Here is a 23922-nt window from a genome sequence, read left to right on the forward strand (position 1 = left end):
AGAGTTCAATGCAAGTAATGCGTGACTGGGCGACACGATACGCACCGTGGCTCGGCCTGGTAGGCATCCTTGGCAGCGCGCAGGAAGCGTTGGCCGGCGATTACGAAGGCTCGCCCCAGGTGGCCGAATTCGTCGGTGAAATGACCCGCGACTACGGTTTCGCCGGCGAACAGCTGATGGCCGTGTTCCGCGAAGCCCAACGCAAGCAGGCGATTCTCGACGCCATTTCCAAACCCGCCGAACGGGTCAAACAGTGGAAAGAATACCGGCCGATGTTCATCACCGACGCGCGCATTGCCCGCGGTGTGGACTTCTGGCGTCAGCACGAGGCCGCCCTGGCCCGCGCCGAGCAGGAATACGGCGTTCCGGCCCAGGTAATTGTGTCGATCATCGGCGTTGAGACCTTTTTCGGACGTAATACCGGCAATTACCGGGTGATCGATGCCTTGTCCACGCTGGGTTTCGACTATCCTCCCCGTGCCGAATTTTTCCGCAAGGAGCTGCGTGAGTTCCTGCTGCTGGCACGCGAAGAGCAGGTCGACCCGCTGACCCTCAAGGGGTCCTACGCCGGGGCGATGGGTTTGCCGCAGTTCATGCCGAGCAGTTTCCGCGCCTACGCGGTGGATTTCGACGGTGACGGCCACATCAATATCTGGAACAACCCGGATGACGCGATCGGCAGTGTCGCCAGCTATTTCAAGCGTCACGGCTGGGTCGCCGGCGAGCCGGTGGTCAGTCGCGCGGATGTGCGCGGCGAGCAGGTGGATGAAGGCCTGACCACCGGCATCGAGCCGACGAAAACCGTCGGGGAGTTGCGAGCGCTGGGCTGGTCGAGTCATGATGCGCTGCGCGATGACATGCCGGTCACCGCGTTCCGCCTGGAAGGCGACAACGGTCCGGAATACTGGATGGGCCTGAAGAATTTCTACGCGATCACGCGTTATAACCGCAGCGTGATGTACGCCATGGCCGTACATCAACTGTCTGAACAGCTGGTACAAGCACGGGGCGTCAAGTAATGCGGGCATTGCCTATCAATAAACCCCTGAAACTGGTGGCCTTCGCTGCGTTGGCGGTGTTGGTCGCCAGTTGTTCGACCAGCCGTTCGCCGAGCCAGAAGCCGACCACCGCCGTGCGTTCGCAGCCGGGCCTGGACATCAACCGGGCCCACAAGGACGGCGCGCCGTGGTGGGACGTCGATGTGTCGCGCATCCCGGACGCCACGCCGACCCTGCACACCGGACCGTACAAGGCCAACCCTTACACCGTGCTGGGCAAAACCTACTTCCCGTTGCAGGAATCCAAGACTTACGTGGCCTCCGGCACCGCGTCCTGGTACGGGACCAAGTTCCATGGTCAGAACACCGCCAACGGCGAGGTCTACGATCTGTACGGCATGAGCGCCGCCCACAAGACACTACCGCTGCCGAGTTACGTTCGGGTGACCAACCTGGACAACAACAGGAGCGTGATCCTGCGGGTCAATGACCGTGGGCCGTTCTATTCGGACCGGATCATCGACCTGTCCTACGCCGCCGCCAAGAAGCTCGGTTATGCCGAAATCGGCACCGCGCGGGTCAAGGTCGAAGGCATCGACCCGCAGCAGTGGTGGGCCGCGAAGGGCCGTCCGGCGCCCTTGATGCTCAACGAGCCGCAAGTCGCGCAGAATAGCGCCCCGGTGATCACGGCTTCGGCGGGCACCGTCGAACAATGGACCCCGCCGCCGCAGCAGCACGCCGCGGCCGTCGTGCCAGTTCAGCTCGATGCAAAAAAAAACGCTTCTGCACCAGCGTCTGGCCAGTATCTGCAGGTGGGCGCGTTCGCCAACCCGGACGCTGCAGAACTCCTGAGGTCGAAGCTCAGCGGGATGGTGAGCGCTCCGGTGTTCATCAGCTCGATCGTGCGCAATCAGCAGACCCTGCACCGGGTTCGCCTGGGACCGATCGGTTCGCCGGGTGAAATTGCCCAGGTACAGAACAGCGTGCGCCTGGCCAACCTGGGTTCGCCAAGTGTGGTCACCGAGTAAACGTAGGACTTGATTGACGGTTCACCAGCGATTGGGGGGTGAACCAGGTTGTTGGCTCGTCGAAGAACAAAAGCCCGGCAAGGGTGACTGGAGTGAGCAACTGAACACGCGATGCTCGCAGGGTTTGCTCGAAAGCTCGCCGAGCGGCGATCAGGCAAGGCAAAAACAGGTGAGGAAGCGGATTGTAGGGGACCTACATGAGCACTCCGAATCTGTTTTTAACGCAGCATGATCGTCGCGCAGGCAGGTTTCGGGCAAAGCCTGAAAGACATCTGATTAAATTCTGCCCTCGGGCAGTTTCCATTAGCGATTTCGAGAGACGGATGAACATCACCACCTTTGCCAAACGCCTGTGTCTGCTAGTCCCGCTGCTCCTCTCGCCTGCCGCGTTCGCGGCCGAGATGATGCCGTCGCCACCACAACTGGCCGCCAAATCCTACGTGCTCATGGATGCCAACAGCGGCAACGTGCTGGTGGAGAACAACGGTGACCAGCGTCTGCCACCGGCCAGCCTGACCAAACTGATGACCGCGTACATTGCCACGCTGGAAATCCGTCGCGGCCAGATCGGTGAAAACGACCCGGTGACCGTCAGCGAAAACGCCTGGCGCACCGGCGGTTCGCGGATGTTCATCAAGGTCGGCTCGCAGGTCACGGTCAGCGACCTGCTGCACGGCATCATCATTCAGTCCGGCAACGACGCCAGCGTCGCGGTGGCTGAACACATCGCCGGCAGCGAAGACGCCTTCGCCGACCTGATGAACAAGACCGTCGCCGATCTGGGCATGACCAATACCCACTTCATGAACCCGACCGGTCTGCCGAACCCTGAGCACTATTCGTCGGCTCACGACATGGCGATCCTGGCTCGCGCGATCATCCACGAAGACCCGGCTCACTACGCGATCTACTCGCAGAAAGAGTTCTTCTGGAACGGCATCAAACAGCCTAACCGCAACCTGCTGCTGTGGCGCGACAAGACCGTCGACGGTCTGAAAACCGGCCACACCGAAGAAGCCGGCTACTGCATGGTGTCCTCGGCCGTACGCGACGGCATGCGCCTGATCGCCGTGGTGTTCGGCACCAACAGCGAAGCGGCCCGTGCCGCCGAGACACAGAAGCTGCTGACCTACGGTTTCCGCTTCTTCGAAACCCAGACCTTCTACCAGAAGGGCACCGAACTGGCTCAGGCTCCGGTGTGGAAAGGCACCACCAGCCAGGTCAAGGCCGGCCTGGCTGAAGACCTGACCATGACCCTGCCGAAAGGCCAGCTGAAGAAGCTTGCTGCCAGCATGACCATGAACCCGCAACTGACCGCGCCAATCGCCAAGGGCGACGTGATCGGTAAAGTCGAAGTGAAACTGGACGACAAGGTGGTGCACAGCGCCGACCTGATCGCTCTGGACGCTGTCGAGGAGGGTGGTATCTTCCGCCGCATGTGGGATAGCATCCGTCTATTCTTCTACGGCTTGTTCAACTGATTTGAGTTGACCTGCATGGCCCCGTTCCTGTCCGGAGCGGGGCCTTGTTCGTTACCGGGCTTACGATTACGAGGCCGTTACGCCATGACCGATACCGAAGTAAAGGCGCCAAAGATCGAATTTCCCCAGGTTGATTATCCGGTTAAGGTGATCAGCGATACGGGCGTCGGCAACAAAGACAAGATCATCGACATCGTCAAGAAACACGCCAGCATCAATGATGAGCGTGTCGACGAGCGTCAAAGCAGCAACGGCAAGTACACCACCATCCAGTTGCACATCGTCGCGACCGACCAGGATCAGCTGTACAACATCAACAGCGAACTGCGGGCTACCGGTTTCGTGCACATGGTGCTGTGATGCCGGGCACGCTGGGCTTTCGCGAGCTTGGCCAGATGGCTTACGAGCCGGTCTGGCAGGCCATGCAACGTTTTACCAACGAGCGTGGCACCACGGCCCCGGACGAAATCTGGCTGGTTGAACACCCGCCGGTGTTCACCCAGGGTCAGGCCGGCAAGGCCGAGCACCTGTTGCTGCCGGGAGATATTCCGGTGGTGCAGGTCGACCGCGGCGGTCAGGTGACCTACCATGGCCCCGGTCAACTGGTGGCGTACCTGCTGCTGGATGTGCGCCGACTTGGTTTCGGCGTGCGCGATCTGGTCAGCCGCATGGAGCGCTGCCTGATCGAACTGCTGGCCAGTTACGGTGTGACCGCCGTGGCCAAGCCGGATGCTCCCGGCGTCTACGTCGAGGGAGCGAAGATCGCTTCTCTGGGTTTGCGGATTCGCCACGGTTGTTCCTTTCATGGCCTGGCCCTGAACGTGGACATGAACCTGGAACCGTTTCGACGGATTAATCCCTGCGGCTATGCCGGGCTGGCGATGACCCAGCTCAGCGAGCACGCAGGATCGATTGAATTTGCCGAGGTAAGTGCCCGGCTGCGCGCGCAGCTCGTCAAACACCTCGACTATGCTGAGCAGACGACCCTGACGGGCGGAATCGACTGATATGACTACTGATGCAGTGCAAACCATGATCCCGACGCTCGACGTGACCGAGCGCCCGGCCCCGCGTCCCAAGGTTGAAGCCGGCGTCAAGCTGCGCGGCGCCGAGAAGGTTGCACGCATCCCGGTGAAGATCATTCCGACCACCGAACTGCCGAAGAAACCCGACTGGATCCGCGTGCGCATCCCGGTTTCGCCGGAAGTCGACCGCATCAAGAGCCTGCTGCGCAAACACAAGCTGCACAGCGTCTGCGAAGAGGCGTCCTGCCCGAACCTGGGCGAATGCTTCTCCGGCGGCACCGCGACCTTCATGATCATGGGTGACATCTGCACCCGTCGCTGCCCGTTCTGCGACGTTGGCCACGGTCGTCCGAAGCCACTGGACGTCAACGAGCCGGAAAGCCTGGCCATCGCCATCGCCGACCTGAAACTCAAGTACGTGGTGATCACCTCGGTTGACCGCGACGACCTGCGTGACGGCGGTGCCCAGCACTTTGCCGACTGCATCCGCGAAATCCGCAAACTGTCGCCGAACGTGCAGCTCGAGACCCTGGTCCCGGACTACCGTGGCCGCATGGACATCGCCCTGGAAATCACCGCCGCCGAGCCGCCGGATGTGTTCAACCACAACCTGGAAACCGTACCGCGCCTGTACAAGGCTGCGCGCCCGGGTTCGGACTACCAGTGGTCGCTGACCCTGCTGCAACGCTTCAAGCAGATGATGCCGCACATCCCGACCAAATCCGGCCTGATGCTGGGTCTGGGCGAGACCGACGACGAAGTCATCGAAGTCATGAAGCGCATGCGCGAACACGACATCGACATGCTGACCCTGGGCCAGTACCTGCAACCGTCCCGCAGCCACTTGCCGGTGCAGCGTTTCGTACACCCGGACACCTTCGCCTGGTTCGCCGAGGAAGGTTACAAGATGGGCTTCAAAAACGTTGCGTCCGGCCCATTGGTGCGTTCTTCGTACCATGCCGACGAACAGGCGAAACTGGTCAAGGCCGAGCTGCTCGGTTCCTGATTCAGCGCTGAATGAGAAAATGCCCGCCGGGGTTTATCGCCCGGCGGGCATTTTTTTGTCTGGCTTACACTCGTTACTGACTTTTCCTGCAATCTGCGGCGCGGCCGGGCCTCTTCTGTTTGTCGCCGTTCCTGACTACTGTGTGAGCATGACTTCACACAGGGAGATCCATGGATGACCGTTCGACCGACCCACACCCTTTTTCCGCACAAGCCTGTGCCCGCGCTGCCGTCGGAAGGGCTGATAGGCGTAATTGCGCCTGCCGGCCCCGGCACGCTCGATACCGAAAAGGCCGTTCAGTGGATGCGCGCCCGGGGTTACGGTTTGCGGGTGTTCCCCGGCGTCTACGAGAAGGACGGTTATCTGGCCGGCAGCGACGAGGTGCGGCTCAATGATCTGCATGCGGCGTTTGCTGACAAAGAGGTCGATGCAATCATTTGCCTGCGCGGTGGGTACGGCACGCCAAGGTTGCTGGACCGGATCGACTACGATCTGTTGAGCCGTCATGCCAAGCCCTTCGTCGGTTACAGCGACATCACCGCGCTGCACTTGGCCATCAGTCGCTACGCCGGGTTCGTGACCTTTCACGGGCCGTTGTTGAATGCCGATCTGCTGGGGGACAAAGAACCGCCGACGGTGACGTCGTTCTTCGCCATGCTGCGCGGTCAGTTGAAGGCCGGCAGTGTACTGATTCATCCGGCGGCTTATCCATTGACCACCGTGGAGCCGGGCATTGCCCACGGACGTTTGCAGGGCGGCAATCTGGCGATGATCGCCGCGACCCTGGGCACGCCTTACGAAATCGACGTCGAAGGGGTGATTCTGCTCATCGAGGACATCAACGAGCCGTTGTACCGGATCGACCGTTTGCTGACGCAAATGCGTCTGGCAGGCAAGTTGGCCAGATTGCGTGGCGTGCTGGTCGGGGACGTGGCGGGCGTGGATGTCGAGGCCTTGAACCGCTTGCTCAAGCAGACTTTTGAACCACTGCGGATTCCGGTGCTGTCCGGCTGGCGTAGCGGGCACTGCGATCCGAACCTGACGTTGCCACTGGGGGCGCTGGTTCGACTGGATGCCGGGAAGAAGGAGTTGATGCTGGAGCAGGATGTGGTGATCAAGGCGTAGGGATTAATCGCCTGATAGTCAGTCATCGCGGGCAAACCCGTTCCCACAGTTTTCAGGTCGTACGCAGATATTGCGAACCCCTCTAAACCCGTGGGAGCGGGCTTGCCCGCGATGCTTTTACTGGTTGCGCAGGCTTTCCAGCAGCTTGTGCGTCGGGTAACCATCCGCCGGCCAGCCGAATGACTGCTGCGCACTGCGGATAGCCTTGCGCGTATTGGCGCCGATGATCCCGTCCGCCGCACCGGCGTCGTAGTTGCGCGCGGTCAGCAGGTTTTGCAGTTCGATCCGCTCGGTGCGGCTCAACGGCAGGTCATCCTTTGGCCAGGTGCCATTGATCAGGCCGGCGCCGTTGAAGCGCTCGGACAACAGACTGACGGCCAAGGCATAGGACGACGAATTGTTGTACTTGAGGATCGCCCGGAAGTTATCGAGGATCAGGAACGCCGGGCCACGATAGCCGGCCGGCAGCAGCAGGGCAGCGGACAGTTGCTCGGCGCCGGCCGGCACCTGGCCGCCGTTCGGCAGGATCACGCCCAGTTGCCGCCATTCGGCGACGCTTTTACGAATCGCGCCGTCGGCCAGGGTGTAGTTGAAACCGCTCGGCAGTTGCACTTCGAAGCCCCACGGCTGGCCACGCTGCCAGCCGGAGCTTTGCAGGTAATGCGCGGTGGAGGCCAGGGCGTCGGCCGGGCTGCCCCAGATATCGCGGCGACCGTCACCGTCGAAATCCACGGCGTGGGTGTTGTAGGTGGTCGGGATGAACTGGGTCTGGCCCATGGCACCAGCCCAGGAACCGAGCATTTTCTCCGGGGTGATGTCGCCCTGCTGCAGGATCTGCAGTGCCGCGATCAGCTGCGCATGGGCAAAGCCCGGACGGCGACCTTCATAGGCCAGGGTGGCCAGCGAGTTGATCACCGATTTGCTGCCCTGGAACTGGCCGAAATTACTTTCCATCCCCCACACCGACACCAGCGCCTGACGATCGACGCCATAGCGCTGTTCGATGCTTTGCAGGATGTCGGCGTACTGGCTGATCAGCGCCTGGCCTTTGCGTACGCGCAAGGGCGAAAGCGCGCCATCCAGGTACTCCCAGACCGGCCGGGCGAATTCCGGCTGGCTGCGATCGGCACGAATCACGCTGGCGTCGAAGCTGACATTGGCGAAGGCGCGGTCGAACAGGTCTGGACGGATGCCGGCGGCCAGCGCGTCCTTGCGGAAACCCGCTTGCCATTCGGCAAAGGTCTGGGTCGGTTGCAGGTCGAGGTTGTCACCGGACGGCACTACCGGCGGGATGACCGCTGGGGCTGTGGCAACGGGAGCGGTCTGAAGCGGTTGAGCGTCGGCGGCGGTAGGTTTTTCCGCGCAGGCGACAAGCAGTACGAAGCTGGAGGCAGCGATCAGTTGGCGCAAGGGCCAACGACGGGAAAGACTGAGGGGCATGCACAGGTCCAGGGAATACGAATCAGGTGCAGACCTTAACATGAGGAAGGGGTGCTGCGCTTCAAGCGGCCAGAAAGTAAGAAGCCTCCCAGCTGTCAGACTGGAAGGCTTCGCGGCGGTAGCTGCCTTTACCCTTGGTGGGTCGTTCCTGGCGGCTGCGGAACAGGGGTTGGGCGACGATGGATTTGGCCTTGTTGTGGCCATGTTTCGATGGCTTTTTGCTCATGAGGATGCTCTCGATTGAGTGAGATTATGCGCGGCAGATCATCTGCCGATCTCGGGCGTCTGTCTATAGGACGGAGGGCGCAATGTTCTGTAGGAAACGGACTTGATAAAAAACGGGATCGCAGCGCGATCCCGGATTTCATTCGGCAGGCAATGTCAGGCGCTGACCGGCCATCAGCAGCGCCAACCGGCTCAGGCTCATCCACGGCGAACCGGCTGCCTGCCCCTTGATCTGCGCATCGATGCGCTGTGCTTCAAGCAGCAATTGCGCCCAGCGTTGCGCCGAATAGCGTTGCAGAGCCTTGCTCATCAGCGGTTTGCGCTTGTCCCAGACGGGCGGCTTGGCCTGGCTGAAGCACTTGTCCAGCGGCGTTCCCTGGCTGTATTGCAACGAGATGTTGGCCAGCAGGCGCAATTCCCGGGCCAGAGCCCAAAGGATCACCGGCGGCTCGACCCCTTCACCGCGCAGCCCTTCGAGCATGCGCAGGGCGTGAGCCGGTTCGCCGTTGAGCACTGCGTCGGTCAGGCCGAACACGTCGAAGCGCGCACTGTCGGCGACGGCCGCCTGCACGGTTTCGACGGTGATTTGCCCGCCCTCGGCCATCAGCTTGAGCTTTTCGATCTCTTGCGCAGCGGCCAGCAGGTTGCCTTCGACCCGCGCGGCAATCAGTTCCACCGCATCCTGGCTGGCAGACAAGCCGGCCTGAGACAGACGCTGACGAATCCAGCTCGGCAGCTGGTTGGCGTCCACCGGCCAGATCTGCACGAACTGGGTCTGCTGACCTTCCACCAGCGCCTTGCCCCACTTGGTCTTCTGCGCGCTGCCGTCCAGCTTGGGCAAGCTGATCAACAGCACCGTGTCCTCTGCGGGGCGCGAGCAGTATTCGATCAATGCGGCGGCGCCCTTGTCACCAGGCTTGCCGGAAGGCAAGCGCAGTTCCAGCAGGCGTTTTTCGGCGAACAGCGACATGCTGGCGCCGGCCTGCAGCAGCGTCCCCCAATCAAAATTGGCGTCGGCGGCGAAGACCTGACGTTCGTCGAATCCTTGCTGGCGGGCAGCGGAACGAATGGCGTCGGCAGCTTCCTGGCACAGCAGCGGGTCATCGCCGCTGATGATGTAGACCGGCGCAAGGGCGCCTTGCAGGTGTTTGCCGAGTTGGGCGGGAGCGAGTTTCATAAGAGAGGGCGAACGGGGCGCCTGAGCGCCCCGAACGTCTTACTGCTGCGGCAGTTCGAGCGGCGACTGACGCGGGGTTTCCGCTTCAGCCTTCTGCGCCGCTTCGAGGGCGTCGGCTTCGGCCTTGGCCCGCGCGTTGGCGGTTTGCTGCAGAGCGTCGAGCTGAGCCGGCGTCAGTTGTTGCAGACGCAGCATCATGCGCTGTACCAGCTCGCGACGGGTTTCACGGCGGGCATCGTTGGCTTCCTGGTCGGAACCCACGAGGTTGTTGCCGTCGTGAATGAACACTTTCTGCACTTCAAGCTTGTCGCTTTTGAGCAGCAGGTTGTTTTCGCCACGGATGTCGTATGAGAGCACGGTACTCACCTGGTACTCACCAGTACGACCGGCACCGGCGTAGCTGAGGATGCGCTGGTTTTCCTGCTCATCGGCCAGGAACAGCTTGTACGGTGCGCCGGAAACGATCTTGACGCCGCTGGCCTCCAGCACCTGACGCAGTTGCGTCACGGTTTCGCCGTAGGCGTTGCGGGCGCTCAGATCGAGCTCCTTGATCGACAGTTCGTTGGTGCCGGTACCACGCAGCTGGAAACCGCAGGCGCTCAACAGGACGGCGAGGCCCATCACCAGCAGATTGCGTTTGATCATTGTGTTGCTCCCCTTGAAACCATGTGGGCCGACTCTGTGGCCCGAAAGGTTTTACTGGGCGTCAGGCTCACCTGACGCCCGATCCAATTAGCTGGCGACGATATTGACCAGTTTCCCGGGCACTACGATCACTTTGCGAATCGTCAGGCCGTCAACGAAACGCAGCACGTTTTCGTTGGCGCGGGCTGCCGCTTCGACTTCTTCACGGGTGGCGGCGGCCGGCATTTCGATCTGGCCACGCAGCTTGCCGTTGACCTGGATCACCAGAGTCAGGCTGTCCTGCACCAGCGCACTTTCGTCCAGCACCGGCCAGGCGGCGTCAATCACCGGATCGGCGTGGCCCAGGCGGTTCCACAACTCGTGGCTGATATGCGGTGTGATCGGAGCCAGCAGCAGCGTCACGGTTTCCAGACCTTCCTGAACCAGTGCGCGATCCTGCTCGGTCGCTTGCGCGGCTTTTTCCAGCACGTTCATCAGCGTCATCACCTGAGCGATGGCGGTGTTGAATTTGTGGTTCTGGCCGACGTCATGGCTGGCCTGCTTGATCGCCTGGTGGATCGCGCGACGAATGACTTTCTGCTCGTCATTCAGGCTGGCGATATCCAGTTTGCCCGGCAGGCCCTGAGTGACGTGGGCCTGAGCCAGACGCCATACGCGCTTGAGGAAACGGTGCGAACCTTCCACGCCGGAGTCGGACCATTCAGCGCTCATGTCAGGTGGCGAGGCGAACATCATGAACAGACGGCAGGTATCGGCACCGAACTGATCGATCATCGACTGAGGGTCGACGCCGTTGTTCTTCGACTTGGCCATTTTCTCGGTGCCGCCGATTTCCACCGGCAGGCCGTCGGCAATCAGCCTGGCGCTGATGACCTTGGCCTTGCTGTCGCGCTCGAGTTCCACGTCAGCCGGGTTGAACCAGGTGTAGGCGCCGTTGGCTTCACGACGATAGTAAGTCTCGGCGACCACCATGCCCTGGGTCAGCAGGTTCTTGAACGGCTCGTTGGAGCTCACCAGGCCTTCGTCGCGCATCAGCTTGTGGAAGAAACGCGCGTAGAGCAGGTGAAGAATGGCGTGCTCGATACCGCCGATGTACTGATCCACCGGCAGCCAGTGGTCGGCCGCGGATTTTTCCACCAGACCGCCTTCGAAGTGCGGCGAGGCGTAACGGGCGTAATACCAGGACGACTCGACGAAGGTGTCCATGGTGTCGGTTTCACGCTTGGCAGGCTGGCCGCATTTCGGGCAGGTGCACTCGTAGAATTCGGGCATGCGCGCCAGCGGCGAACCGGCGCCGTCCGGCACCACGTCCTCCGGCAGGACGACCGGCAGTTGATCTTCCGGCACCGGCACGTCACCGCAGGCATCGCAGTGGATGATCGGGATCGGGCAGCCCCAGTAGCGTTGACGGCTGATGCCCCAGTCGCGCAGGCGGAACTGGGTGCGCGAGGCGCCGAGGTTTTTCTTGATCAGGGCCACTTCCATGGCGTCGAACGCGCCAGCGAAGTCCAGACCGTCGAATTCGCCGGAGTTGATCAGCGTGCCGTGCTCGCCGTAGGCGTCTTGCCATGGCGCCGGGTTGGTTTCACCGGAGCTGGTGCGGACCACGGATTTGACCGGCAGGTTGTACTTGTGGGCGAATTCGAAATCGCGCTCGTCGTGCGCCGGCACAGCCATGACCGCGCCATCGCCGTAGTGCATCAGCACGTAGTTGGCGACCCACACCGGCAGTTTTTCGCCCGTCAGCGGGTGCTCGACGAACAGGCCGGTCGGCAGGCCTTTCTTCTCTTGAGTGGCGACGTCGGCTTCAGCGACGCTGCCGCCCTTGCATTCGGCGATGAACGCTTGCAGCTCAGGGTTGTTCTTCGCGGCGAGAGCCGCCAGGTGGTGTTCGGCTGCCACGGCAACGTAGGTTGCGCCCATCAGGGTGTCCGGACGGGTGGTGAAGACTTTCAGGGTGCCGCTTTCGCCGATCGATTCGACGTTGTACGGGAACTGCACTTCCATGCCGCGCGACTTGCCGATCCAGTTGCGCTGCATGGTCTTGACCTGCTCGGGCCAGCCGGTCAGTTCGTCGAGACTCTCCAGCAGCTCATCCGCGTAGGCGGTGATCTTGAAGTAGTACATCGGGATTTCGCGCTTTTCGATCAGCGCGCCGGAACGCCAGCCGCGACCGTCGATCACCTGCTCGTTGGCCAGAACGGTCTGGTCGATCGGGTCCCAGTTCACGGTGCCGTTCTTGCGGTAGATCACGCCTTTTTCGAACAGGCGAGTGAACAGCCATTGTTCCCAGCGGTAGTAATCCGGTTTGCAGGTGGTGACTTCGCGCGACCAGTCCACCGCCAGGCCCAGGCTGCGCAGCTGGGATTTCATGTAGGCGATGTTTTCGTAGGTCCACTTGGCCGGGGCCACGTTGTTCTTCATCGCGGCGTTTTCCGCCGGCATGCCGAAGGCGTCCCAACCCATCGGTTGCAGAACGTTCTTGCCGAGCATGCGCTGGTAGCGGGAGATCACGTCGCCGATGGTGTAGTTGCGCACGTGCCCCATGTGTAGCTTGCCGCTGGGGTAAGGGAACATCGACAGGCAGTAGTAAGTCTCCTTGCCTGGCTGTTCACTGACTTCAAAGGACTTTTGCTCGTCCCAGAACGACTGGGCGGCGGCTTCGATTTCACGGGGTTGATATTGTTCGTGCATGGCTACTTTTGTACTGGATAGGGGTGGCCTAATCCTCTTCAATGCGACGTTCGGGGCGTGCCGGACGAGCTGGAAGTGGAGTTACAGGAAGCGCCGTAGCATACATGACCGCGCTTGGCCTAGGGAAACCCTGATTGCAGCCGTTTGACCGGCTCAAATCGCGGCGAGGGCCGTTGGTCGCGGCGTGCAGCCGGTTTGTGCAGCGAAGCTAAGCTCTAACTGGGGAGTGAGTCTTATCTTCAATGAGGTGAGGGATGGTGGAGTCACAGCAAAAAAACGTTACCAAACCCGAGTTGTACGAGCGGTTGATCGATCGTCTGGGGATGGCCCTGGACGCAGCAAAAACCGCAGGAAGGCTGCGCGACGAGCGCCCCCTGGAGCTGGAATTGCGTGGCTTGAGTCCCGCCGAGTTCAAACTGGTCAAGGCCTATCTGGATCGCAGTGAGCGTGAAACCCACGGATACCTGTCACAAGCAGTGAAACAACTCGATGCAGCCCATACGGCCAAAGTCATCTGGCTCAAGGACAAGGCGCCCGGCAGAGACGCCGTCAAGGTTCGGACTCTGCAGGCCAAGTAAACGCATGGCAGGTCAAAAAGCGGATCTTTTTCAACAGGATCCGACCCTACTGGTTGTCGCGCTGTATCAACCCACTTAGGCTTCGGGCATCTTTGGAGATGCTCGATGCCTTTTCGTTATTTCATTAAACAACTGCTGTTGCCGCCCGGCCTTCTTTTGCTGCTGTTGCTGGCGGCCTGGTGGCTGCGACGTTCGCGGCCGCGACTGGCCGGGCTGTGTTTTGCCCTGGGTTTTGGCGGGTTTTTGCTGATGAGTCTGCCGGTGGTCGTGCAATGGGGCGCCAAGGCTCTGGAGCGCGAGCCGCCGCTGGCCCGCGAAGCTTGGGCAGATCTGGCACAGCGCGCCGATGCGATTGTGGTGCTGGGTTCCGGTCGCGAGCGCGGCGATGTGGCCTGGGGCGAAGATCAGCCGACCGGTGTCGGGCTTGAACGGCAGCGTTACGCGGCGCGACTGGCCAAGGCGTCCGGACTTCCGATTCTGACCAGCGGTGGCCTGCATTACGGTACGCCGCCGACCGAAGCGAAATTGATGGCCGATTCGTTGCGCAATGATTTCGGTGTGACGGTGCGCTGGCAGGAAGGGGAGAGCCGCACTACGTGGGAAAACGCCGAATTCAGCGCCAGGATGCTGTTGCCGGAAGGCGTCAAACGTATCGTGCTGGTGACCCAGGCCTGGCACATGCCGCGAGCGGTGTGGAGTTATCAACAGGCTGGATTTGAAGTGGTACCGGCGCCGGTCGGTTTCCTTGGCACTGACAATGCGCGACCGTTTGGCGGCTGGCTGCCGGAATTCAAGTCGATCTGGCAGAGCGGGCAGTTGATGAACGAGGCGGTGGGGCAGATCGGTTACTCGCTGTTCTACCGAGGGCGTGGCGCCGCCGATTGATGGGGTGTCCTTGACGGCGCCTTCGCGAGCAAGCCCGCTCCCACAGCGTTCATCTGTGGGAGCGGGCGATCTCTCAGAGAGTCTTGGACATCCGGTTGGTCATCAGCGCCCAGCCGAACAGCACCACGCACAGGACGATCAGCGGCCACGAGCGCCATTGTAGATACGGCGTCAGGTTGTGCATCGGCACCACTTCGCCGTAGAGCACGCCCTGTTCGAATTGCGGAATGCGTTCGGTGATCTGTCCGAACGGGTTGATCAGCCCGGTCACGCCGTTGTTGGTCGCGCGGATCATCCAGCGTCCGGCTTCAAGCGCGCGCATCTGCGCCATTTGCAGATGCTGCAACGGGCCGATCGACGTACCGAACCAGGTGTCGTTGCTGATCGTCAGCAGCAAATCGCTGCGTGCCGCCAGGCCAGCGGCGAATTCCGGATACACCACTTCGTAGCAGATGAACGGTGCGACCTGATACCCCTTGGCCTGCAACAGGGCCTGATCGGCAGGGCCGCGGGCGAAGTCGGACATCGGCAGGTCGAAGAACGCGATCAGCCCGCGCAGGATGTCCTGCAACGGTACGTATTCGCCGAACGGCACCAGTTTCTGTTTCAGATAAGTGCCATCGCCTTCGCCGACCACGGTGATGCCGTTGAAGAAGCGTTTTTCGTGACGGACCGTTTCGCGGATCGGTACGCCGGTGATCAGCGCCGATTTACGCTCGGCGGCGAAGGTGCCCATCATGTTCAGGTAGCCCTCGGCGGACTCCTTGAGCACTGGCACGGCGGTTTCCGGCCAGATCAGCAGGTCCACCGGTTTGGAGCGGAAACTCAGGTCGCGGTACAGCGCCAGTTGCGCGTTGAGCTCGGCCGGATCCCATTTCATGCTTTGCGCGACGTTGCCCTGAATGGCGGCAACGCTCAGCGGTGCGCCTGACGGACTGGTCCAGGCGTGGCCTTTCAAGGCAATGCCCACCACCCATGGCCCGATCAGCAATACCACGCCGGCAGCAATGAAGGCTTTGCGGCGGGTTTGCAGCAGGCGCGGTGCGTTGTAGATCAGTGCAGCGGTCAGCGCCAGGACAAACGATACCAGCCATATGCCGCCCACCGGCGCGAGCCCGGCCAGCGGACCATTGAGCTGGCTGTAACCGGAGTACAGCCACGGGAAACCGGTGAGGAACCAGCCACGAAACGCTTCCTGACCCACCCACAGCGCCGCAAAGGCCAGGGCATCGGCCACCGGCGCTTCGTTACGCCGCAGCCAGCGCGCCCAGAGCCAGGCGGGCAGGGCGAAGAACCAGGCAATGGCCGCCGTGAAGATCAGCATCAGGAACCCGGCCAGCAGCACCGAAGCGCCGCCGAAGTGGTGGATGCTGTAGTAGATCCAGCTGGTGCCGGCGCCGAACAGGCCGAAACCGAAGCACCAGCCGCGACCCAAGGCCTGGCGCGGGCTCAGCTCGCGCAGGCCTGCATAGAACAGGCCGACCGCCAGCAGGGCCAGCGGCCAGAGATCGAACGGTGCCAGCGCGAAGGTGGTGATTGCACCGGCCGCCACGGCCAGCAGGTTACCGGGCCAGCCGGGGCGGGTTGTCCAGCGCATTTCAGTCCTTAGAATTAACGAGCGATTGGCGTCAGTCGCAGCAAATGAATCCGGCGACTGTCAGCGTTCAGGATGCGGAAACGATAGGCGCCGATTTCAGTGATTTCGTTGCGTTTTGGCAAGTGCCCGAACGCGCTCATCACCAGCCCGCCGACGGTGTCGAACTCGTCGTCGGAGAATTCGCTGTCGAAGAACTCGTTGAAGTTCTCGATCGGCGTCAGGGCCTTGATCAGGAAATCACCGCTGGGCAGCGGCTTGATGTAGCTGTCTTCTTCGACGTCGTGCTCGTCTTCGATGTCGCCGACGATTTGCTCCAGCACGTCTTCGATGGTCACCAGACCGGCCACGCCGCCGTACTCGTCGATGACGATGGCCATGTGGTTGTGGTTGGCGCGGAATTCACGCAGCAACACGTTCAGACGCTTGGACTCCGGCACGAACGTGGCCGGGCGCAGCAGATCCTTGATGTTGAAGCTGTCGCCATTCTCCTTGAGGATCAGCGGCAGCAGATCCTTGGCCAGCAGCACGCCCATCACGTCGTCATGGCTTTCGCCGATGACCGGGTAGCGCGAGTGGGCCGAGTCGACCACGGCAGGGAGAAATTCGCGGGGTGTCTGGGTCGCCTTGATGCTGATCATCTGCGAGCGCGGCACCATGATGTCGCGTACCTGCAGGTCAGCCACCTGGATGGCGCCTTCGACGATGGCCAGCGCTTCGCTGTCCAGCAGTTTGTTCTGATGTGCATCGCGCAGCAGCTCAAGCAGCTCCTGGCGGTTCTTCGGCTCGTGAGCAAAAGCCTGGGTCAGTTTACCCAGCCATGACTTTTGCCCGTTGCTCGATCGATCTTCGCTCATAGCGATTACTCTGAATCCTTTGTTGTAACAGTAGGGGATGTTTCGGTTTCGTCGTCCGCGTACGGATCGGGATAACCCAATTCGGCAAGCAACTCGCGTTCCAGTGCTTCCATTTCCTCGGCTTCCTCGTCATCTATATGGTCGTAACCCAGCAGATGCAAGCAGCCGTGAATGACCAGATGTGCCCAGTGAGCCTTCAGTTCCTTGCCTTGCTCGGCGGCTTCGCGTTCGACCACCGCCACGCAGATCACCAGATCGCCCAGCAGCGGGATGTCGAGAAACTCGTCGGGCACTTCGGCGGGGAAGGACAGGACGTTGGTCGCGTAATCTTTGTGGCGCCAGGTGTGATTCAGCTCGCGACCTTCTTCTTCGTCGACCAGACGAATGGTCATTTCCGAGTCGGCAGTGCGCTGGCGCAGGGACAGTTCGCACCATTGGCGGAATTCTTCCTCGGTCGGCGCAGACGCTTGGGTCGCGATTTGCAGATCAAGCTCAAGCATCGTGGCGGGTGTCCTTTGGCGCTTCATCGGCCAGTCGCGTCTCGAATCGCTCGTAGGCTTCGACGATGCGTTGCACCAACGGATGGCGCACCACGTCTTTGGGCTGGAAGTGGGTGAAGCTGATGCCCGGCACATCTTTCAGGACTTCGATGACGTGATGAAGTCCGGACTTGGTGCCGCGTGGCAGGTCGACCTGGGTAATGTCGCCGGTGATCACGGCCGTGGAGCCGAAACCGATCCGGGTCAGGAACATCTTCATCTGTTCGACGGTGGTGTTCTGACTTTCGTCGAGGATGATGAAGCTGTTGTTCAGCGTGCGACCGCGCATGTAGGCCAGCGGTGCGACTTCGATCACCTGACGTTCGATCAGCTTGGCCACGTATTCGAAGCCGAGCATCTCGTAGAGCGCGTCGTAGAGCGGGCGCAGGTACGGGTCGATCTTCTGCGACAGGTCGCCGGGCAGGAAACCGAGTTTTTCACCCGCTTCGACCGCCGGACGCACCAGCAGGATGCGGCGGATCTGCTCACGTTCCAGCGCATCCACAGCGCAGGCCACCGCCAGATAGGTCTTGCCGGTACCGGCCGGGCCGATGCCGAAGTTGATGTCGTTGCCGAGGATTTCCTTCACGTAGCGCAGCTGATTCAAGCCGCGTGGGCGAATCATGCCTTTCTTGGTACGCAGGGCGACGGAGGCTTCGGCGGGGGCGTGGTTGTCCAGTTGCTCGACGGCCGATTCCTGGAGGAACAGGTGAACCATATCCGGCGACAGCTCTGAACCCTTGGTTTCACGGTACAGGCGGCGAATCAGGTTTTCCGCGGAAGTGGTGTGCTTGGGTTCGCCGATCAGCTCGAACTGATTGCCGCGGTTGCGGATCTCGATGGCCAGGCGCTGTTCGATCAGCCGCAGGTGCTCGTCGAACTGCCCGCACAGATTGGCGAAGCGGCGAGCCTCAAAGGGCTCGAGGATGAAACGATGAGGTTCTATGGGTGCGTTCAAGGTCGTATTTAGCCGCCCTGGGGCAATTGGGATGAAATCAAGGATAACGCCAGCGGCGTGGGTGCGAAAGCTCTTAAAAAGCCTGGCACCGATTCAGCCCTCTGGCGCGGTCTCCTTGCGCTGTTACTGGATCAGCGAGCCGCGCAGCGAGTGCGGTTGCGCCGCGTCGATGTGGACGTCGGCGAACTGGCCGATCAGGGTCGGATTATCGCAGCGGAAGTTGACGATACGGTTATTCTCGGTGCGCCCTTGCAGCTCGCCGGGGTCTTTCTTCGAATAGTCGGTTACCAGAATCCGCTGGACCGAACCGACCATTTGTCGGCTGATCTCGAAGCCTTGCTGATTTAAACGGTGCTGCAAGGCGTTCAGGCGTTCTTTCTTCAGTTCTTCCGGGGTGTCGTCGGGCAGATCGGCGGCCGGGGTGCCTGGGCGCTGGCTGTAGACGAACGAGTAGGAAAAATCGAAACCGACGTCGGCAATCAGCTTCATGGTCTGTTCGAAATCTTTCTCGGTTTCCCCCGGGAAGCCGACGATGAAGTCCGAGCTGATGCAGATGCCCGGCACGGCGGCGCGTAGTTTGCGCAGCTTGGATTTGTACTCAAGCGCGGTGTGGTTGCGTTTCATCGCAGCCAGGATCCGGTCCGAGCCCGACTGCACAGGCAAGTGCAGGTGCTTCACCAGTTCCGGCACTTCGGCGTGTGCCTGGATCAGGCTGTCGGAGAATTCCAGCGGGTGCGAGGTGGTGTAGCGGATGCGGTCGATACCGTCGACTGCCGCGACCACGCGGATCAGTTCGGCCAGGTCGGCCAGGCGACCGTCGTGGGTCAGCCCGCGATAACCGTTGACGTTTTGGCCCAGCAGGGTCACTTCACGCACGCCGTTTTCGGCCAAATGAATGATCTCGGCGATCACGTCGTCGAACGGCCGGCTGACTTCTTCGCCGCGGGTGTAAGGCACTACACAGAACGTGCAGTACTTGCTGCAGCCTTCCATCACCGACACGTAGGCGCTCGGACCGTCGATGCGCGGCTCGGGCAGGTGGTCGAACTTTTCGATTTCCGGGAACGAGACGTCGACTTGCGGCAGCTTGCTGATACGCGCGGCGTCGATCATTTCCGGCAGACGGTGCAGGGTCTGCGGACCGAAAACCACGTCGACGTACGGGGCGCGATCACGGATCGCCGCGCCTTCCTGGCTGGCCACGCAACCGCCGACGGCAATCACCATGTCCGGATTGGCCAGTTTCAGTTCGCGCCAGCGGCCGAGCTGAGAATACACCCGGTCCTGGGCGCGTTCGCGGATCGAGCAGGTGTTGAGCAGAATCACGTCGGCATCTTCGGCGCGCGCCGTGACTTCCAGGGCCTGATGTTCGCCCAGCAGATCGACCATGCGCGAGCTGTCGTACTCGTTCATCTGGCAACCGTGGGTTTCGATGTAAAGCTTCTTGGCCATGGAATAGGGTCGTCACGTGGTTCAAAGAACCGCGCATTATAGGGAACATGTCCCCAGGTTCCTACCGCTGTGCGTCCGGTGGCTATGCTATAGTTCGCGCCCTCATTTTTACCCCGATGTTGTCCGCCCGCCATGACCAAACGCGAAGCTCCAATCTACAAGGTGATTTTCCTCAACCAGGGCCAGGTGTTCGAAATGTACGCCAAGCAGATCTATCAAAGTGATCTGTGGGGTTTCCTGGAAGTGGAAGAGTTCGTCTTTGGCGAGCGCACGCAAGTGGTCGTCGACCCGAGCGAAGAAAAGCTCAAGGCGCAGTTCGAAGGCGTGGTGCGCAGCTTTGTGCCGATGCATTCGATCGTGCGCATCGATGAAGTGGAGCGGCTGGGGACACCGAAGATCACCGAAGCCCGTGGCGGCGTCGGCAACGTGATGCCGTTCCCGGTGCCGATGCCCGAGAAGTAAACCGTAAGATCGAGTCGCCTCATTCGCGAGCAAGCTCGCTCCCACAGGGGAATGCATTCCAATGTGGGAGCGAGCTTGCTCGCGAAGAGGCCAGAAAAATCTATAGAGAAATCAGGGAAGGGGCGAGAACGGCGTACGCCCGTCGGCGCTCTGCAGTTCCATCAGGTATTTACGGAAAATTTGCCCGAGCACCTGGGTTGCGGTTTCCAGTTCTTCGCGGGACATTTTTTCGGACACTTCGTCGGCGGTGTCGAGCGCGTCTTCAGCGCCATTGACCGCCGCCATCTTCAGCACGATGTACGCCTGAATGTTGTTGGCCTGCACGCCTTCGCCGTGGAAGAACATGGTGCCGAGCTTGAATTGCGCCTGGGCGTGGCCTTGCAGCGAGGCCTTTTCGAAATAGCTCAGGGCTTGATTGAGGTCGCGCGGCGCGTTCTTGCCGTCGTAGTAGAACTCACCCAACTCGTATTGCGCTTGCGCATCCCCTTCATCCGCTGCCTTTTGGCAGGCGGCGAGGGCCTGCGTGACATCTTGCGGCTGAGTATTGAGGGTGCAGCGACCCATCGCCGGTATCAACAACGAGTTGCCGCCTGCTTGTGCATGTGCGAGCAGCGGCTGAAGGAGCAACAGGCAGCCCAAGGCAAGGGTGCGGCCGGTGCGGTTCATGGGAATCGACTTACCTCTGAAGGGCGCGCGGACCCGTCTAGGGATCCAATAAGCGCGCATTATGAAATAAGCAGGGCCATCCTTACAAAGTCTTTACTCGATTTTCTGCTGCGCGGGAAATATATCGCCCACTTTATGGGAAATTTTTGGCAGGAGTGTCGGAAAAAGCGCGCGGATGTAGGAGAACGCTGACGCTGGCAATGGCCAACGTCAGCGGCGAAGCGTTTTACTTCAACTTGGCGAAGGCGCGTTCGGCGGCGTCGAGGGTGATTTTCAGCTCGGCCTCGCCATGGGCGATCGAGGTGAAGCCGGCTTCGAAGGCGCTCGGCGCCAGGTACACGCCACCTTCCAGCATCAAGTGGAAGAAGCGGCCGAACAGCGCTGCATCGCTGGCCATCACGTCTTCAAAAGTAACAATGTCGTCGGCACCACTGAAGTACAGACCGAACATGCCGCCCGCCTGGGTGGTCACGAACGGAATGCCGGCGGCATCGGCGCGCTGTTGCAGGCCGTCGAGCAGGCGCGTGGTGTAGTCGGTCAGCTCGGCGTGGAAACCCGGACGGCTGATCAGGCGCAGGGTGGTCAGGCCGGCAGCCATCGCCAGCGGGTTACCGGACAAGGTGCCCGCCTGATAGACCGGGCCCAGCGGTGCGATGCGCTCCATGATCGAGCGCTTGCCGCCGAAGCAGCCGACCGGCATGCCGCCACCGATGATCTTGCCGAAGGTGGTCAGATCCGGGGTCACGCCGTAGTAAGCCTGGGCACCGCCGAGGGCGACGCGGAAACCGGTCATCACTTCGTCGAAAATCAGCACCACGCCGTGCTTGTCGCACAGGTTGCGCAGGCCTTCGAGGAAACCCGGCGCCGGCGGTACGCAGTTCATGTTGCCGGCCACTGGCTCGACGATGATGCACGCGACGTTCTGACCGACTTCAGCGAGCATTTTTTCAACCGCGTCGATGTCGTTGAACGGCAGGGTCAAAGTGTGTTTGGCGAATGCTGCCGGCACGCCGGCCGAGCTCGGTACGCCTTGGGTCAGTGCGCCGGAACCGGCCTTGACCAGCAGGCTGTCGGAGTGACCGTGGTAGCAGCCTTCGAACTTGATGATGCTGTCGCGGCCGGTGAAACCACGGGCCAGACGGATCGCGCTCATGGTCGCTTCGGTGCCGGAGCTGACCATGCGCACCATCTCCATCGATGGCACCAGCGAGCAGACCAGATCGGCCATCTCGGTTTCCATCGCGGTCGGCGCGCCGTAGGACAGGCCGTGCTGCAACTGGTTGCGCACCGCGTCCAGTACGTCCGGGTGGCTGTGGCCAAGGATCATCGGGCCCCAGGAACCCACGTAATCCACATAACGCTTGTTATCTTCGTCAGTGACGTAGGCGCCTTCGGCGTGCTTGAAGAACAGCGGCGTGCCACCAACGCTCTTGAACGCGCGCACCGGCGAGTTCACGCCACCGGGAATGTGTTTCTGGGCGTTGGCAAACAGGGTTTCGGAACGAGACATGATCGGGCTCTCAGACTTTTAATAATTCATTGAAGGCGCGGGCGCGGTGGGTCACTTCGGCGGTGCTGTCGGCGCCGAACAGGCCATGGACCACGGCCAGCAGATCGACGCCGTGGGCCACCAGCGGCGCAGCGTTGTCGAGGGTGATGCCGCCGATCGCGCAGATCGGCAGGTGCAGGGTGCGTTTGGCCTCGTCGAGCAGATCGAGGCTGCAACTCGGTGCACCGGGTTTGGTACTGGAATTGAAGAAGCGACCGAAGGCGACGTAACTCGCACCCTCTTTGGCGGCTTGTTCGGCGAGTTCAAGTTGCGCGTGGCAGGTCGAACCGATGATGGCCCTGGAACCGAGCAGGGCGCGGGTCGGCGACAGCGGGCCGTCGGTCTGGCCCAGGTGCACGCCGACGTTCAGGCGTGCGGCCAGTTCGGCGTCATCGTTGATGATCAGTTGCGTCTTGTAGCGTTCGCACAGATCGCGCAGGGCTTCGGCCTCACGCAGGCGGCGGGCCTCGTCGCTGCTTTTGTCGCGGTATTGCAGCAGGGTGACGCCGCCTTCCAGCGCCGCCTCCACGTAGGACAGAAACTTGCCGGCCAGCAACTGGCTGTCGGTGATGGCATACAGGCCACGTAGTTTCATCGCGCAGACCTCAGGCTCGAAACATCAGGAACAGAAATCCAGCGGCAGGCGACGCGGCACGAACTGGCCTTTGCCCAGCTGTTCGGCATCGCGCAGGGTGCGCCAGGTGTAATCCAGCGCAGTACGCACGGCGCTGGCAAGGTTTTCGCCCTGAGCCAGTCGGCCGGCGAGGGTGCTGGCCAAGGTGCAGCCGGAGCCGTGATAGCTGCCCGGCAGACGCTGGCACTTGAAGGTTTCGCGCAGGCCGTCGCGGCTGTACAGGCGATTGTGGATTTCGGTTTCGTCGCCGTGACCGCCGGTGATCAGCAGGTTCTTGATGTACGGCAACAGTTTTTCAGCGCACTCGTCCGCGGTGCCTTCTGGCAGTTCGGCGAGGATCCGGGCTTCGGGAAGGTTGGGGGTGGCGATGATCGACAGCGGCAGCAGGCGTTCGCGCATGGCGTAGCCGACTTCGTCCTTGCCCAGGCGTCCACCGCCGCCGGCGCGCAGCACCGGGTCGCAGACCACCGGCAAGTGCGGGTGCGCCTGGAGCAGTTCGACGACGGTGTCGACCATTTCCAGGGAACCGAGCATGCCCAGTTTCACTGCCGCGACTTCGGAATCGTTGAGCACGGCATTGGCCTGGGCCAGTACCCACTCACGGTCGAGGACGCGAAAGTCAGTGACGTTGACGGTGTCTTGCACGGTCAGGGCGGTGACGGCCGGAGCCGCATGGCAGCCCTGAGCGAGCAGGGCTTCGATATCTGCCTGCAAGCCGGCGCCACCACTGGGGTCGTGGCCGGAGAGACAGAGGACAACGGGGCGTGAGCTGTAGATATTCATGGTGCGCGAGCTTACCACCAAACCTGTTTTTCGGGTGTTGTGGCGCAGCGCCCGGCCGATAACACGGGTAGCGGGATCGGTAACGTTTGGCGCAATCTGACCGAGCAAACAGCTCTAGCCC

The 23922-nt window shown here is 61.6% G+C and carries 24 protein-coding genes; 10 read left to right on the plus strand and 14 right to left on the minus strand.

The window, feature by feature from the left end:
• Positions 1–8: 8 nt before the first annotated feature.
• The 7 genes from mltB (at position 9) to AC1MDC_RS12600 (ending at position 6663) form a co-directional block, all read left to right on the plus strand.
• Positions 9–1019, plus strand: coding sequence for a lytic murein transglycosylase B (gene mltB, locus AC1MDC_RS12570; protein WP_085687944.1), 1011 nt, complete (start codon positions 9–11; stop codon positions 1017–1019).
• Positions 1019–2026 carry a septal ring lytic transglycosylase RlpA family protein gene (locus AC1MDC_RS12575; RefSeq protein WP_064382179.1) on the plus strand — a complete coding sequence of 336 codons (1008 nt, stop codon included), beginning with the start codon at positions 1019–1021 and terminating at the stop codon, positions 2024–2026. The genes mltB and AC1MDC_RS12575 overlap by 1 nt, the downstream gene beginning before the upstream one ends.
• A 323-nt stretch (positions 2027–2349) precedes the next feature.
• The gene (locus AC1MDC_RS12580; protein WP_085697611.1) at positions 2350–3507 is read left to right on the plus strand and encodes a D-alanyl-D-alanine carboxypeptidase family protein; all 1158 of its coding nucleotides are present in this window, start codon (positions 2350–2352) and stop codon (positions 3505–3507) included.
• An 84-nt stretch (positions 3508–3591) separates the two neighbouring features.
• The gene (locus AC1MDC_RS12585; RefSeq protein ID WP_064382178.1) at positions 3592–3867 is read left to right on the plus strand and encodes a DUF493 domain-containing protein; all 276 of its coding nucleotides are present in this window, start codon (positions 3592–3594) and stop codon (positions 3865–3867) included.
• Positions 3867–4514 carry a lipoyl(octanoyl) transferase LipB gene (gene lipB / locus AC1MDC_RS12590; protein WP_480393081.1) on the plus strand — a complete coding sequence of 216 codons (648 nt, stop codon included), beginning with the start codon at positions 3867–3869 and terminating at the stop codon, positions 4512–4514. Before AC1MDC_RS12585 ends, lipB begins: the two co-directional genes overlap by 1 nt.
• Positions 4515–4539: 25 nt before the next feature.
• A complete protein-coding gene (gene lipA / locus AC1MDC_RS12595; RefSeq protein ID WP_162130488.1) occupies positions 4540–5538 on the plus strand; it encodes a lipoyl synthase in 999 nt (332 codons plus the stop codon).
• A 174-nt stretch (positions 5539–5712) separates the two neighbouring features.
• Positions 5713–6663, plus strand: coding sequence for a S66 peptidase family protein (locus AC1MDC_RS12600; protein ID WP_480393082.1), 951 nt, complete (start codon positions 5713–5715; stop codon positions 6661–6663).
• 117 nt (positions 6664–6780) lie between these two features.
• Here AC1MDC_RS12600 and AC1MDC_RS12605 read toward each other — a convergent pair whose 3' ends face one another.
• The 5 genes from AC1MDC_RS12605 to leuS all read right to left on the minus strand — a co-directional run bounded on the left by AC1MDC_RS12605 (position 6781) and on the right by leuS (position 12844).
• Positions 6781–8103, minus strand: a complete 1323-nt coding sequence (locus AC1MDC_RS12605) for a lytic murein transglycosylase (protein WP_085697609.1) — start codon at positions 8101–8103, stop codon at positions 6781–6783.
• Between the two features lie 61 nt (positions 8104–8164).
• Positions 8165–8329, minus strand: coding sequence for an alternative ribosome rescue factor ArfA (gene arfA, locus AC1MDC_RS12610; RefSeq protein ID WP_007958672.1), 165 nt, complete (start codon positions 8327–8329; stop codon positions 8165–8167).
• Positions 8330–8467: 138 nt separating this feature from the next.
• The gene (holA, locus tag AC1MDC_RS12615) at positions 8468–9505 is read right to left on the minus strand and encodes a DNA polymerase III subunit delta (RefSeq protein WP_007958673.1); all 1038 of its coding nucleotides are present in this window, start codon (positions 9503–9505) and stop codon (positions 8468–8470) included.
• 39 nt (positions 9506–9544) lie between these two features.
• Positions 9545–10150, minus strand: a complete 606-nt coding sequence (locus AC1MDC_RS12620) for an LPS-assembly lipoprotein LptE (RefSeq protein WP_085697608.1) — start codon at positions 10148–10150, stop codon at positions 9545–9547.
• Between the two features lie 87 nt (positions 10151–10237).
• The gene (gene leuS / locus AC1MDC_RS12625) at positions 10238–12844 is read right to left on the minus strand and encodes a leucine--tRNA ligase (protein ID WP_085697607.1); all 2607 of its coding nucleotides are present in this window, start codon (positions 12842–12844) and stop codon (positions 10238–10240) included.
• Positions 12845–13098: 254 nt separating this feature from the next.
• Here leuS and AC1MDC_RS12630 point away from each other — a divergent pair, with 254 nt between their 5' ends.
• Positions 13099–13422, plus strand: coding sequence for a hypothetical protein (locus tag AC1MDC_RS12630; protein ID WP_011336088.1), 324 nt, complete (start codon positions 13099–13101; stop codon positions 13420–13422).
• 105 nt (positions 13423–13527) lie between these two features.
• On the plus strand, positions 13528–14307 hold the full coding sequence (locus AC1MDC_RS12635) for a YdcF family protein (protein ID WP_480393083.1): 780 nt from the start codon (positions 13528–13530) through the stop codon (positions 14305–14307).
• Positions 14308–14380: 73 nt separating this feature from the next.
• Here AC1MDC_RS12635 and lnt read toward each other — a convergent pair whose 3' ends face one another.
• The 5 genes from lnt to miaB form a co-directional block, all read right to left on the minus strand.
• Positions 14381–15904, minus strand: a complete 1524-nt coding sequence (lnt, locus tag AC1MDC_RS12640) for an apolipoprotein N-acyltransferase (protein ID WP_266200651.1) — start codon at positions 15902–15904, stop codon at positions 14381–14383.
• 14 nt (positions 15905–15918) lie between these two features.
• Positions 15919–16758 (minus strand): HlyC/CorC family transporter, encoded by an 840-nt coding sequence (locus tag AC1MDC_RS12645; protein ID WP_007909641.1) that lies wholly within the window; start codon positions 16756–16758, stop codon positions 15919–15921.
• 5 nt (positions 16759–16763) lie between these two features.
• Entirely contained in the window at positions 16764–17258 is a 495-nt protein-coding gene (gene ybeY, locus AC1MDC_RS12650) for an rRNA maturation RNase YbeY (RefSeq protein ID WP_480393084.1), read from the minus strand.
• On the minus strand, positions 17251–18255 hold the full coding sequence (locus AC1MDC_RS12655) for a PhoH family protein (RefSeq protein ID WP_085697603.1): 1005 nt from the start codon (positions 18253–18255) through the stop codon (positions 17251–17253). The genes ybeY and AC1MDC_RS12655 overlap by 8 nt, the downstream gene beginning before the upstream one ends.
• Positions 18256–18378: 123 nt before the next feature.
• Complete coding sequence (gene miaB / locus AC1MDC_RS12660) at positions 18379–19707, minus strand: tRNA (N6-isopentenyl adenosine(37)-C2)-methylthiotransferase MiaB (RefSeq protein WP_085697602.1); 1329 nt, start codon at positions 19705–19707, stop codon at positions 18379–18381.
• Between the two features lie 132 nt (positions 19708–19839).
• Between miaB and AC1MDC_RS12665 the strand changes: the two genes are divergently transcribed.
• The gene (locus tag AC1MDC_RS12665) at positions 19840–20169 is read left to right on the plus strand and encodes a DUF1820 family protein (protein WP_085697601.1); all 330 of its coding nucleotides are present in this window, start codon (positions 19840–19842) and stop codon (positions 20167–20169) included.
• A gap of 111 nt (positions 20170–20280) precedes the next feature.
• Here AC1MDC_RS12665 and AC1MDC_RS12670 read toward each other — a convergent pair whose 3' ends face one another.
• The 4 genes from AC1MDC_RS12670 to AC1MDC_RS12685 form a co-directional block, all read right to left on the minus strand.
• A complete protein-coding gene (locus AC1MDC_RS12670) occupies positions 20281–20835 on the minus strand; it encodes a tetratricopeptide repeat protein (RefSeq protein WP_085697600.1) in 555 nt (184 codons plus the stop codon).
• A 226-nt stretch (positions 20836–21061) separates the two neighbouring features.
• A complete protein-coding gene (gene hemL, locus AC1MDC_RS12675) occupies positions 21062–22345 on the minus strand; it encodes a glutamate-1-semialdehyde 2,1-aminomutase (protein WP_480393085.1) in 1284 nt (427 codons plus the stop codon).
• Positions 22346–22355: 10 nt separating this feature from the next.
• On the minus strand, positions 22356–22979 hold the full coding sequence (thiE, locus tag AC1MDC_RS12680) for a thiamine phosphate synthase (RefSeq protein ID WP_480393086.1): 624 nt from the start codon (positions 22977–22979) through the stop codon (positions 22356–22358).
• Between the two features lie 24 nt (positions 22980–23003).
• On the minus strand, positions 23004–23801 hold the full coding sequence (locus tag AC1MDC_RS12685; RefSeq protein ID WP_085697597.1) for a hydroxymethylpyrimidine/phosphomethylpyrimidine kinase: 798 nt from the start codon (positions 23799–23801) through the stop codon (positions 23004–23006).
• Positions 23802–23922 lie beyond the last annotated feature (121 nt).

The organism is Pseudomonas sp. 1 (genome assembly GCF_056626735.1).